Consider the following 12,048-nt stretch of genomic DNA (forward strand, 5'->3'; position numbering starts at 1 on the left):
CGGCAAGAGGCTCTTTCATCGCTTCATTCGCAAGCCCCGAGATGGGCGAGACCTTGCCGCAGATCGATCTCCCCCCTTGAGGGGGAGATGCCCGGCAGGGCAGAGGGGGGTAAGCCCCACGCGCCTGTGGGTCCGCGTGAATGAAAAACCTTGTGAAAGCCAACACCTAGATCGCGATGCCCTTGTCATCGAACCTGTGGATTTTGGTATCATCCGGCGTGATGAACACGGTATCGCCGTGTTTGCATTCGAACTCGCCATCGGTCCTTGCGGTGATGGGCCCGATGCCTGACACCTCGAGATGCAGGAAGGTATCCGATCCGAGATGTTCGGCAACCGTGACCTTGCCCTGCCAGAGGCCGGTTTCCTTCGACAGCACCAGATGCTCCGGCCGCACGCCGGCGGTGGTCGCACCCTTTTGGCGGGCAAAGTCGCCGGTGATGAGGTTCATGCGCGGTGAGCCGATGAAGCCGGCGACGAAGAGGTTGCGCGGTGTCTTGTAAAGCTGCATCGGCGAGCCGACCTGCTCGATATTGCCGCGGTTGAGGACGACGATCTTGTCGGCCATGGTCATGGCTTCCACCTGGTCGTGGGTCACATAGATCATCGTTGTCTTCAGCGTGTTGTGCAGCTCGGAGATTTCCAGCCGCATGGTGCCGCGCAGCGCCGCATCGAGGTTGGAGAGCGGCTCGTCGAACAGGAAGGCTTTCGGTTCGCGCACGATGGCGCGGCCGATGGCAACGCGCTGGCGCTGGCCGCCCGACAGCTGCGAGGGCCGGCGCTCCAGATAATCGGTGAGGTTCAGCACCCGGGCGGCGTCTTCGACCTTCTTGTCGATCACCGCCTTTTCGAGCTTGGCCATCTTCAGCGGGAAGGCGATGTTGTTGCGCACACTCATATGCGGATAAAGCGCATAGGACTGGAACACCATGGCAAGGCCACGCTCGGCCGGGGCCTTTTCGGTGGCGTCATTGCCGTCGATGACGATTTTGCCACCGGAGACGTCTTCCAGCCCGGCAATCAGCCGCAGAAGCGTGGACTTGCCGCAGCCGGAGGGGCCGACGAAGACGACGAATTCGCCATCGTTGATATCGAGATCGATCGACGGGATGACTTTCGCCTCACCGAAGAGCTTGGACACGTTCTGAAGGGAAATGCTGCCCATGTTTGTCGTTCCTTATTTCACGGCGCCGAAGGTGAGGCCACGCACGAGTTGTTTCTGCGAGAACCAGCCGATGACGAGAATGGGGGCGATCGCCATCATCGAGGCGGCCGAGAGTTTTGCCCAGAACAGCCCCTGCGGTGAGGAGAAGGAGGCGATGAAGGCCGTCAGTGGCGCGGCATTGGTGGTCGTCAGCCGGATCGTCCAGAAGGATTCGTTCCAGGCAAGGATGACGTTCAGAAGCAGCGTCGAGGCAATGCCCGGCACCGCCATCGGGGTCAGCACATGCACGATCTCGTTCCAGAGCGATGCGCCATCCATGCGGGCGGCCTCGAGTATCTCGCCGGGGATTTCCCGGAAATAGGTATAGAGCATCCACACCACGATCGGCAGGTTGATGAAGGTGAGCATGATGGTCAGCCCAATGCGGCTATCGAGCAGGCCGGCATTGCGGAAGATCAGGTAGATCGGCACCAGCACCGCCACCCCCGGCATCATCTTGGTGGAGAGCATCCACATCAAAATGTCCTTGGTGCGTTTGGTCGGCGAGAACGCCATCGCCCAGGCGGCGGGAATGGCGATGATCAGCGCAATGATGGTCGAGCCGAGCGACAGCACCACCGAGTTCATGAACGGCTTGAAGTAATCGCGCTGGGTCTGGACGGTGATGTAGTTTTCGAGCGTACCCGATGGCAGGAGGCTGAAGCCTGCGATCGCTTCCGGCTCGGTCTTGATCGAGGTGAGGAAGGCATAAAGGATCGGGAAGAACAGCAGGAGCGCCACGGCCCAGGCCGCGATGGAAAAGCCGATCTTTGCGCGAGTGGTTGTCTTGCGGGCCATGATCGGTTCTCCTTAACGGTCCAGATTCTTGCCGACGGCGCGCATCAGGAAGATGGCGACGATATTGGCGAGCACGACGGCGATGATGCCACCGGCCGATGCGCCGCCGACGTCGTAGCCTAAAAGTGCGGTGCGATAGATGAGGAAGGCAAGGTTGGTGGAGGCATAACCCGGTCCGCCATTGGTGGTGACGAGGATTTCCGCGTAGACGCCGAGCAGGAAGATCGTCTGGATGAGGATGACGACGGTGATGGCGCGGGCAAGATGCGGCAGGGTCAGATAAATGAAGCGGTTGACGAAGTTGGCGCCATCCATCTCGGCGGCTTCCTTCTGCTCGCCATCGAGCGACTGCAGGGCGGTCAAGAGGATCAGCGTCGCGAACGGCAGCCATTGCCAGGCGACGATGATGATGATCGACAGCAGCGGAAACTGCGCGAACCAGTCGACCGGTTGCAGGCCGAAGAAGCGCGAGAGATCGGCAAGCACGCCGTAACCGGGATGCATGATCATGTTCTTCCACACCAATGCTGCGACAGGTGGCATGACGAAGAAGGGCGAGATGATCATGATGCGCACGATGCCCTGACCGAAAATGTCATTGTCGAGCAAGAGCGCAATGGCGATGCCGCCGACGACGGTGATCAACAGCACGCCGCCGACGATCAGCAGCGTATTCCAGATCGACTGGAAGAAGGCCGGGTCGGTGTAGAAATACTGGTAATTGAAGAGACCCGCAAAGCTGACATTGGCGGGGTTGAGGAGATTGTAGTTCTGGAACGAGAACCACAGGGTCATCGCCAGGGGTACGATCATCCACACCAGCAAAAGCAGAACCGAAGGCGCCATCATCACCCGCGCTAACCCGCTCGTGTTTCGTGTTGCCATGGGTAGTCCTCCCTCACGGATATAGTTATAAGTTTGAGCGGGATTTCAGGTGAAAACCGCTCGCACTTCCCCATCTCGCTCCGGCGGCCTCTGCCGCAGGGGCATCCGGATTATGATTGCCGTCAGTGGCGGCCTTCGCCCGTCGCCGCGTGATAGGTCGCCAGCACCTGATCCACAGCCGCGACCAGAACCTCCTCCGGTTCTTTGCCCGCAACCGCCGCGAGCGGCAGTTCGCCGAGATATTGGCGCAGCAGGGTTTCGGGAATTGTCTTCCCATCCAGCGCCTTATGCAAGGCGGAAACGGCCGCGAGCGCCTCCGGCCGCGTCCAGTAATAGCGGATGCGGTCGCTGTAGCTGTAATGGCGCTGCAATCGGAGCGTGATGTCATCGCCATGGTAATGGCCCTGCCAGTCGCCCGGTGCGCTTAACATCAATTTTTCCATGGTCCGCGCCAGCGGCCGCTCGCCATAGGTACTGACCATTTCGGAGGCGATCATGTCGAGTGCATAAAGGGCTTCCCGGTAAGCGAAGGTGAGGCCCGGACCGACTTTAAGGATCGGATACCCGTCGCGCACCAGTGCCGCAAGAGCAGGCTCGGTCTGGTAATCGGTCGAATGGGCCTCGAAAACCAGCTGCGGTTCGCCGTCCAGCACGGCGCTGAGCGCTGTGGCCGCCTGCGGGTCATAAGCGACGACATTGTCGCTGCCGAATTCCACACCCGGCTGCACGACAAAGGCGATGACCCGTTCGAAAGCTTGCGAAAGACCGTGCTGCGCGAAGATTTCGCGGTGAAGATCGATGGTGTTGCGCGCCGCCTGCGGTTCGGTCGGGGCAACGGTGTCAAGCACATGGTCGGCACCACCAGGCACGGGCACTTCGGTGCCGAGAATATAAAGCGGTCTGGGCAAGCCAGCCTCAGTGGCTGCCTTTTCGGCAACGGCTGCGAGTTTGGCGGCGCGGTTGGCGATCGTCACGTCGTCCAATGCCGCCGGCTCACCGGCGCAGCCCATCGACGCATCGAGATGGATCTTGCGAAAACCGGCTGAAACATAGGCTTCGACCATGGCGGCGGCTTTTGTCAGCGCGTCCTCGGCCTTCTCCCTGCGCCAGGGATTGGGGCCGAGATGATCGCCGCCGAAGATCAGCAGTTCAGCGGGCAGCCCTTCTTCAGAGGCGATGGTGTTGACGAAGGCAACGAAGTCACGCGGCGTCATGCCGGTATAACCGCCGAGATGATTGACCTGATTGCAGGTTGCCTCGATCAGCACGGCTGTCTGACTGGCGGCGGCGCGGCGGATTGCGGCGCGCAGGACAACGGGGTGGGCCGAGCAGACCGAAGTGATGCCGGCAGGTTTGCCGGCGCGGCGCGCGGCGGCGAGATTTTCCAGAATGGCGGTCACAGGATTTCCTCCGACAATTGCGCGGCCATGAAGGCGTCGAGTTCGGGAAGGCTGGCAGCGCCCTCCATCGGGCCGCGCCTGATGACGTTGTGGGCGCCCGATGCATTGGCGTAAGCGAGCGCTTTTGCCGGGTGCATGCCGAGGCGGCGGCAGGTGAGATAGGTTGCGCCGAAACAGTCGCCGGCACCGGTCGGGTCGATTTCCTCCACTTCAAGGCCGGGGGCGTCGATGCGCCCATGGGCGCGGCTGAAATGGCTTGCGCCGTTTGCACCGCGTTTCAGCACGATCTCGCCGATACCGGCGGCGAGCAGCTTTTCTATCGCTGCTTCCTCGTCGTCCAGACCGGAGGCGGCCTGAAGTTCTTCGCCTGACGGCAGCAGGAGATCGGTGACGGCAAGCAGATCGTCTATCAGTCTGCGGCCGGCATCGCCCTGCGCCAGTTCCTTGCGGATATTCGGATCGAAAGACACCGAACCGCCGCGCGCTTTAACGCTTTTAACGGCCTCGAGAATGATCGCGCCGATGCCGGCAATCGCGAAGGCCGATCCCATGACGTGCACATGGCCCGCCTTTTTGATGAGCGCCTGCGCCTCATCCGTCATCCGTGTTTCGCTGGCGGCCGAATGGGCGATGTTGAAAACGAAATCCCGCGCGCCGTCTTCGCGATAACGCACGAAGGCGCTGCCGGTCGGGCGGTCCGCTATGGTGGTGATGGCCGAGACATCGACGCCGTCGCGGCGCAGCCGCTCGATGTTGAGGCGGCCGAAATCGTCGTCACCGACAGCCGCGATGATGCCGGCGGTTCCGCCGCAGCGCGCCACCTGATCGATGAAGATGGCGGGCGCACCGCTCGGAAAGGGGCCGATCAGCGTTTGCGGCTCCAGAAAACCGTCGCCCACCGTCGTCGCCATGATCTCCACGAGGATTTCGCCGGCCGTGATGGTCGGGCCTTTCATCTGCGACGCCAGTGCGGATGCCTGCCTCATCGTCTCCTCCATATGCTTTCGGCTCCATCCTTCCGATGGGGGAAAATCCCCGGAATTTCGGGTTCGTTGTTTTCCGGATATCAGTTAAAATTTACACGCGTCAAGATATTAATTGATGCAAATTTTGTTGCAATGCAGCAAGTGGCAGGGGAATTATAATAATTTTTTCTGATATTATTCGCATTAAAACAGGCATTTAATGTCTTGTTGGCAAGCGTTGTTACCACTTCGTCTATTTTTGGATGTTGACAAAAGACGCGATTTTGCAGGATAAAAAATTTACGCATGTATTGTTGTGCGTGGACATCCGTAAAGGAGGAGCGGGTCTCATGAGCAAATTCATTGGAATTCTGTCGTCGTCTGTGGTGGGAGCAGGGCTTCTGGCCGGGCTGGCGCAGGCGGAAGAAATCAACATCGCCACCGTCAACAATGGCGACATGATCATCATGCAGAAGCTTTCCAGCGCCTGGGAGAAGGAAACAGGCAACAAGATCAACTGGATCGTGCTGGAAGAGAATGTTCTGCGCGAACGCGTCACCACCGATATCGCCACCAATGGCGGCCAGTTCGACATCATGACCATTGGCGGTTACGAAGCGCCGATCTGGGGCAAGCAGGGCTGGCTGGCGCCCGTTGATGATCTCGGCGACGACTACGATTATGCTGATCTGCTCGACCCGATCAAAAAAGGTCTGACGGTGGACGGCAAGCTTTACGCCGTGCCGTTCTACACCGAAAGCTCGTTCACGCTTTACCGCAAGGATCTGTTCGACGCCGCCGGCCTGAAGATGCCTGACAATCCGACCTACGCCCAGATCAAGGATTTCGCCGCCAAGCTGACCGACAAGTCGAAACAGCAATATGGCATCTGCCTGCGCGGCAAGCCGGGCTGGGGCGAAAACATGGCCTTCCTCGGCACCATGATCAATACCTATGGCGGCCGCTGGTTCGACATGGACTGGAAACCGCAGCTGACGAGCGAGCCGTGGAAAAAGGCGATTGCGGATTATGTGGCGCTGATGACCTCCTACGGTCCGCCCGGTGCGGCCGCCAACGGCTTCAACGAAAACCAGACGCTGTTTTCCTCCGGCCGTTGCGCCATGTGGATCGACGCCACCTCGGCGGCGGGCCGCGTTTATGATCCCAAGCAGAGCCAGGTTGCCGACAAGACCGCGTTTACGCGTGCTCCGGTGGAGGTAACGCCGAACGGTTCGAGCTGGTCGTGGTCCTGGAACCTCGCCATTCCAAACAGCACGAAGAAGCTTGAAACCGCCAAGTCCTTCGTCAAATGGGCGACCTCCAAGAACTACGTGAAGACGGTTGGTGAAAGCGAAGGCTGGGTGGCCGTGCCGCCAGGCACGCGCAAATCCACCTATGAGCTGCCGGAATACAAGAAGGCCGCGCCTTTCGCGGATACGGTGCTGAAGGCGATCATGTCTGCCGATCCGTCGAAGCCGACCAAGGATCCGGTGCCCTATACCGGTGTGCAGTTCGTCGCCATACCGGAGTTCCAGTCCATCGGTACGGTCGTCGGCCAGCAGATCGCGGCAGCCCTTTCCGGCCAGCAGACCGTCGATGCGGCGCTTGAGGGCGCGCAGAAACAGGTCGAACGTGACATGACCCGCGCGGGCTACATCAAGTAGCCGCGTCCTCCCGGCGTGCCGCCCGTTCGCCTTTTGGTGGCGGGCGGCATGGGTGGGGATTGAGGGCCAGTTCTTCCCTCATTCCTGTGCTTGTCACAGGAATCCAGTCAGCCCAAGTCTTTGGGCTGGAAGGACTCTCTTGCCGCGCAGACGCGCGTCGGCTGGATTCCTGTGACAAGCACAGGAATGAGGGGAGTGACGAAAAGCATCCAAAAACAAACGGGCATGGCCAATTTACCCGCCATGCATCACGGAGATCGACATGAGATTGAACAACAAGGTTGCGCTGATCACCGGCGCTGCCCGCGGTATCGGCCTTGGTTTTGCGCAGGCTTTCGCTGCTGAGGGCGCAAGGGTCATCATCGCCGATATCGATATTGCCCGCGCCACGGCGTCTGCTGCCGCCATCGGTCCTTCGGCTAAGGCGGTGCGGCTGGATGTTACCGACCTCGCTCAGATCGACGCTGTCGTGAAGGCGGTGGATGAGGAGTTCGGCGGTATCGATATTCTCGTCAACAATGCCGCGATCTTCGATATGGCGCCGATCAACGGCATTACCGAAGAGAGCTATGAGAGGGTGTTCGACATCAATCTCAAGGGGCCGCTGTTCATGATGAAGGCGGTCTCCAATGTCATGATCGAGCGCGCGCGCGGCGGCAAGATCATCAATATGGCTAGCCAGGCCGGCCGGCGCGGTGAGGCGTTGGTCACGCTTTATTGTGCTTCCAAGGCGGCGATCATTTCCGCCACGCAGTCGGCGGCGCTGGCGCTCGTCAAACATGGCATCAATGTCAACGCCATTGCGCCGGGTGTCGTGGATGGAGAGCATTGGGAAGTGGTCGATGCGCATTTCGCCAAATGGGAAGGCCTGAAGCCCGGCGAGAAAAAGGCGGCGGTGGCCAAATCCGTGCCGATCGGCCGTTTCGCCACGCCTGATGATATCAAGGGGCTGGCGGTTTTCCTCGCCTCCGCCGACAGCGACTATATTCTCGCCCAGACATATAATGTCGACGGCGGCAACTGGATGAGCTGAAAAGCCGGAGATGACCATGCATGCCATTCAATTCGTCGAGAAGGGACGCGCCGTTCTGGCGGAACTCCCGGTCGCCGATCTGCCGCCGGGTCACGCGCTTTTGCGGGTCAAGGCTTCCGGCCTGTGCCATACCGATATCGACGTGCTGCATGCGCGTTATGGCGACGGTGCGTTCCCCGTTATTCCTGGGCATGAATATGCCGGTGAAGTTGCAGCCGTGGCGTCCGATGTGACAGGCTTCAAGGTCGGCGACCGGGTGGTCGTCGATCCCAATCTGCCCTGTGGCAGCTGCGCCAGCTGCAGGAAAGGGCTGACCAACCTTTGCAGCACATTGAAAGCTTACGGCGTTTCCCACAATGGAGGCTTTGCGGAGTTCAGTGTGGTGCGTGCCGATCACCTGCACGGCATCGGTTCCATGCCCTATCACGTCGCGGCCCTTGCTGAACCGCTCGCCTGTGTCGTCAACGGCATGCAGAGTGCCGGCATCGGTGAGAGTGGCGTGGTGCCGGAAAGCGCGCTTGTATTCGGTGCCGGTCCCATCGGCTTGCTGCTTGCTTTGTCGCTGAAAGCACGCGGCATTGCGACGGTGACGATGGCCGATATCAATGAAAGCAGACTGGCCTTTGCCGAAAGTCTCGGGCTCAAGGTGGCGGTTTCCGGCTCGGAAGCGCTCTTGCGGCAACAGAAGTCTTTCGATTTCGTGGCCGATGCGACGGGTATTGCCTCTGTCGCGGAAGCGATGATCCCGCTGGTTGCGGATGGCGGCACGGCGCTGTTCTTCGGCGTCTGCGCGCCGGATGCCCGCATTTCGGTGGCGCCTTTCGAAATCTTCCGGCGTCAGCTGAAGCTTGTCGGCTCACATTCGCTGAACCGCAACATACCGCAGGCGCTTGCCATTCTGGAGACGGATGGCGATGTCATGGCGCGGCTGGTGTCACACCGGCTGCCGCTTTCGGAAATGCTGCCGTTCTTTACGAAAAAACCGTCTGATACTGCGACGATGAAAGTGCAATTTGCGGCCGAATGATCGTTTGGCCGTTGATAACCATTCGACCGGCTTTTCGTGCAAAGGCCGGTCGATATAGAGTACCACATGTAATATTTCATGGGGGCAAGCAGTTTGGCCAAATCTATCAGGACGATGGAAGAATTTTCGGAATTCGTCGGCCTTTCCCGCCCGACCGTTTCGAAATACTTCAATGATCCCGCCTCGGTCCGCAAGAAGACGCGGGACACCATCGAGGATGCGCTGAAGAAATCAGGCTTCCGGCCGAATATCTTTGCCGTCAATCTCAACCGCCGCCGTTCCAATATCATCGGCATCATCATTCCGAACTCGACCGACCCGTTCTACATGGCGCTGACGAGCCGTATCGAGCTCATCGCCAACGAGGCGGGGTTCCTCGCCTTCGTGCTGTCGTCCGACGGTAAGGCGGAAATCGAGGACCGGGCGATCCGCACCTTCAAGTCGATGAATGTCGCGGGCGCGATCATCGCGCCGCTCGGCGTCAAATCCCATCGCGCCACGCTGGAGCAGCTGGCGGCCAGTATTCCGATCGTTTATGTCGATTCGCCGCTGGATGAGACCTCGGCCTTTGTCGGCACCGACAACCGCCAGAGCGTCGGGCTGATGGTGGATTATCTCTGCCGTTCGGGCGAACCGCCCTGTTTTTTCGATATGCCGCAGGTCAATACCAACGCCGCCACACGCCGCACGGCCTATGAGGAGGCGATGCAGCGTCTCGGTTTCGAGCCGCATGTCATCGGTGTTCCCGGCACCGTCACCTGGGATTTCGAGCGTTTCGCCTTTGATGAAGCGAGCCGGCTGCTGGATGGGGCAGGGCATTTGCCATCGCGCACCATTTTATGCGCCAATGACCGTATCGCCTTCGGCGTCATCGCCGCCGCCTTCCAGAAGGGCATCAAGGTTGGCCACGGCGCGGATTACGACCTCAGAGTCGCCGGCCATGACGATCATCCGCTGTCGCGTTATGCCTGCCCGCCGATTACCACGGTCGCGCAAAATTATAACGAGATCGGCAGGCTGTCGATCGAGCTTCTGCTGCAGAAGCTGAACGAAGAGGCGGATGACACGACACGGATGCGGGAACGCATTCTCCTCAGCGCCGATCTGATGCTGCGTAAATCGGCCTGATAGTTTGTTAGATAAACTAAACGAAAAATCTGATTTTCTAAATAGAACTAATATCTGAACGCTCCTACTCTGGTCTCAAGGTTGCTTTGGGAGGCGACCGCGAGAGCCGGCACAGAGGTGCGCCGGAATCCGGGAGGAACGCAGAAACGTCATGTGGCCAGCGCCGCGAAGGGTGAACCTTCGCAGCCTCGGTATCGCATGGCCTTCGCCGGGCAGACTGGACACTCTCGCCAGCAATTTCCCCAGCGAAGGATGTCAAAACATGAATCTCTATTCTCTTCTGTCAGCGCGTGCAGCCGGCGGCAAACCTGTCCGGGTCGGTCTCATCGGTGCTGGCAAATTCGGCTCCATGGTGCTGGCGCAGGCGCAGCGCATCGCCGGTTTCCACATGGTCGCCGTCGCAGACCTCAATGTCGGCAAGGCGCGGGAATCGTTTGATCGCGTCGGCTGGCCGAAGGAGCGTTATGACGCGACGAGCTGCGCCGACGCTTTGAAGAGCGGCAAGACCTATGTGACCGACGATGTGAACGAGCTGTTTGCCTGCGGCGAGATTGAATGCATTATCGAAGCGACTGGCCATCCGCTGGCCGGCGCGCGCCATGCGCTGGGCGCCATCGACAACAACAAGCACGTCGTCATGGTCAATGTCGAAGCCGACGTCATGGTCGGGCCGATCCTTGCCGAAAAGGCGCGGGCCAAGGGCCTGATCTATTCCATGGCTTACGGCGACCAGCCGGCGCTGATCTGCGAGTTGGTCGACTGGGCGCGCGCCACCGGTTTCGAAGTTGTTTCCGCCGGCAAGGGCATGAATTTCGAGCCGCGTTACCGTTATTCGACACCGGACACGGTCTGGAGCTATTTCGGCTGGACAGACGAGGAAGTGGCCAAGGGCGACTTCAATCCGAAAATGTACAATTCCTTCACCGATGGCACCAAGGCGGCCATTGAAATGGCGGCCGTCGCCAATGGCACGGGACTGGATTGCCCGGATGACGGTCTGGCCTTCCCGCCCGCCGGCCTGCACGATCTCGCCCGCGTTTTCCGCCCCGCAGCCGATGGCGGCCGTATGGCGCGCTCGGGTCTGGTCGATATCGCCGCGAGTCAGGAGCCGGATGGACGCGAGGTGTTCAACAACATTCGCTACGGCGTTTTCGTCACCTTCAAGGCGCATAACGACTATGCCCGCGCGTGCTTCAAGCAATATGGCCTCCTGACCGATCCGTCGGGCTGGTACGCCTCCATGTGGCGTCCGTTCCACATCATCGGTCTCGAAACCTCGATCAGCGTGCTCTCCGCGGTCCTGCGCAACGAGCCGACGGGTTGCTCGAAAGAGTTTCGCGGCGATGCTGTCGCGACCGCCAAGAAGGACATGCAGCCCGGCGAGATGCTGGATGGTGAGGGCGGTTATGCGGTCTGGGCAAACGCCATTCCGGCGACGCGCAGCCTCGACATCAAGGCGCTGCCGATCGGCCTTGCCCATAATGTCAAGCTGAAGCGCCCGATCAAGAAAGACCAGATCGTCAGCTTCGACGACGTGGAGCTGGTGAGCGATCTTGATGTGGTCAAGCTTCGCCAGGACATGGAAAACCAGTTCCGTCCGCAAAAAGACGCTGCGGCGTGATGGGCGGAGAAGCTGACATGTCCAATGGCGCTTTTGTGGTGATCGCGGAATTTCGGGTGAAGCCCGATGCGATGGATGCGTTTCTCGATGCAGCGCGCGATGACGCCAAGCATTCGGTTGCGGACGAACCGGGCTGCCGGCAATTCGACGTGGTGCGGCCGGAAACGGGAAACAATGTGGTGTTCTACGAGGTCTATGATAACAGGCAGGCTTTCGACGACCATCTGAAAACACCGCATCTCGACCGTTTTCGCGAGGCGTTTCCCGCCCTCATCGAAGAAGAACTGCCGGTGCGTTTTCTGAACCGGCAGTGGCTTTGAAGG

Annotated in this window: 11 protein-coding genes; 6 read left to right on the top strand and 5 right to left on the bottom strand. The window is 59.9% G+C overall.

Features of this window, described 5'->3' with window-relative positions; translation table 11 throughout:
* Positions 1-166 precede the first annotated feature (166 nt).
* From NYR50_RS22870 to NYR50_RS22890, 5 genes are all read right to left on the bottom strand, one after another.
* The gene (locus tag NYR50_RS22870) at positions 167-1,165 is read right to left on the bottom strand and encodes an ABC transporter ATP-binding protein (RefSeq protein ID WP_418138140.1); all 999 of its coding nucleotides are present in this window, start codon (positions 1,163-1,165) and stop codon (positions 167-169) included.
* Between the two features lie 12 nt (positions 1,166-1,177).
* Positions 1,178-2,002, bottom strand: a complete 825-nt coding sequence (locus NYR50_RS22875; RefSeq protein WP_121691137.1) for a carbohydrate ABC transporter permease — start codon at positions 2,000-2,002, stop codon at positions 1,178-1,180.
* 12 nt (positions 2,003-2,014) lie between these two features.
* Entirely contained in the window at positions 2,015-2,887 is an 873-nt protein-coding gene (locus NYR50_RS22880) for a carbohydrate ABC transporter permease (protein WP_080814368.1), read from the bottom strand.
* 122 nt (positions 2,888-3,009) lie between these two features.
* Positions 3,010-4,287 (bottom strand): D-tagatose-bisphosphate aldolase, class II, non-catalytic subunit, encoded by a 1,278-nt coding sequence (locus NYR50_RS22885; RefSeq protein ID WP_174009731.1) that lies wholly within the window; start codon positions 4,285-4,287, stop codon positions 3,010-3,012.
* Positions 4,284-5,273 (bottom strand): sugar kinase, encoded by a 990-nt coding sequence (locus NYR50_RS22890; protein WP_418138141.1) that lies wholly within the window; start codon positions 5,271-5,273, stop codon positions 4,284-4,286. The genes NYR50_RS22885 and NYR50_RS22890 overlap by 4 nt, the downstream gene beginning before the upstream one ends.
* Before the next feature lie 329 nt (positions 5,274-5,602).
* Here NYR50_RS22890 and NYR50_RS22895 point away from each other — a divergent pair, with 329 nt between their 5' ends.
* From NYR50_RS22895 to NYR50_RS22920, 6 genes are all read left to right on the top strand, one after another.
* Positions 5,603-6,916, top strand: coding sequence for an ABC transporter substrate-binding protein (locus tag NYR50_RS22895; protein WP_418138142.1), 1,314 nt, complete (start codon positions 5,603-5,605; stop codon positions 6,914-6,916).
* A 262-nt stretch (positions 6,917-7,178) separates the two neighbouring features.
* Complete coding sequence (locus NYR50_RS22900) at positions 7,179-7,949, top strand: galactitol 2-dehydrogenase (RefSeq protein ID WP_418138143.1); 771 nt, start codon at positions 7,179-7,181, stop codon at positions 7,947-7,949.
* 16 nt (positions 7,950-7,965) lie between these two features.
* The gene (locus NYR50_RS22905) at positions 7,966-8,976 is read left to right on the top strand and encodes a D-altritol 5-dehydrogenase (RefSeq protein WP_418138144.1); all 1,011 of its coding nucleotides are present in this window, start codon (positions 7,966-7,968) and stop codon (positions 8,974-8,976) included.
* 114 nt (positions 8,977-9,090) lie between these two features.
* Positions 9,091-10,104: a LacI family DNA-binding transcriptional regulator gene (locus tag NYR50_RS22910; protein ID WP_080814376.1), complete on the top strand. Its 1,014-nt coding sequence runs from the start codon at positions 9,091-9,093 to the stop codon at positions 10,102-10,104.
* Positions 10,105-10,366: 262 nt separating this feature from the next.
* The gene (locus tag NYR50_RS22915) at positions 10,367-11,725 is read left to right on the top strand and encodes an NAD(P)H-dependent oxidoreductase (protein ID WP_418138145.1); all 1,359 of its coding nucleotides are present in this window, start codon (positions 10,367-10,369) and stop codon (positions 11,723-11,725) included.
* Positions 11,726-11,742: 17 nt separating this feature from the next.
* A complete protein-coding gene (locus NYR50_RS22920) occupies positions 11,743-12,045 on the top strand; it encodes a putative quinol monooxygenase (RefSeq protein ID WP_211398674.1) in 303 nt (100 codons plus the stop codon).
* Positions 12,046-12,048 lie beyond the last annotated feature (3 nt).

It is taken from the genome of Agrobacterium sp. El2ro-1b, from assembly GCF_048298475.1.
Taxonomy (GTDB): Bacteria; Pseudomonadota; Alphaproteobacteria; order Rhizobiales; family Rhizobiaceae; genus Agrobacterium; species Agrobacterium fabrum.

Bases quoted from the DNA above. Each gene is read 5' to 3' on its own strand.
- NYR50_RS22920 (WP_211398674.1), top strand. From the start codon at position 11,743: ATGTCCAATGGCGCTTTTGTGGTGATCGCGGAATTTCGGGTGAAGCCC.
- NYR50_RS22915 (WP_418138145.1), top strand. From the start codon at position 10,367: ATGAATCTCTATTCTCTTCTGTCAGCGCGTGCAGCCGGCGGCAAACCT.
- NYR50_RS22875 (WP_121691137.1), bottom strand. From the start codon at position 2,002: ATGGCCCGCAAGACAACCACTCGCGCAAAGATCGGCTTTTCCATCGCG.
- NYR50_RS22890 (WP_418138141.1), bottom strand. From the start codon at position 5,273: ATGAGGCAGGCATCCGCACTGGCGTCGCAGATGAAAGGCCCGACCATC.
- NYR50_RS22895 (WP_418138142.1), top strand. From the start codon at position 5,603: ATGAGCAAATTCATTGGAATTCTGTCGTCGTCTGTGGTGGGAGCAGGG.
- NYR50_RS22905 (WP_418138144.1), top strand. From the start codon at position 7,966: ATGCATGCCATTCAATTCGTCGAGAAGGGACGCGCCGTTCTGGCGGAA.
- NYR50_RS22870 (WP_418138140.1), bottom strand. From the start codon at position 1,165: ATGGGCAGCATTTCCCTTCAGAACGTGTCCAAGCTCTTCGGTGAGGCG.
- NYR50_RS22880 (WP_080814368.1), bottom strand. From the start codon at position 2,887: ATGGCAACACGAAACACGAGCGGGTTAGCGCGGGTGATGATGGCGCCT.
- NYR50_RS22900 (WP_418138143.1), top strand. From the start codon at position 7,179: ATGAGATTGAACAACAAGGTTGCGCTGATCACCGGCGCTGCCCGCGGT.
- NYR50_RS22910 (WP_080814376.1), top strand. From the start codon at position 9,091: ATGGAAGAATTTTCGGAATTCGTCGGCCTTTCCCGCCCGACCGTTTCG.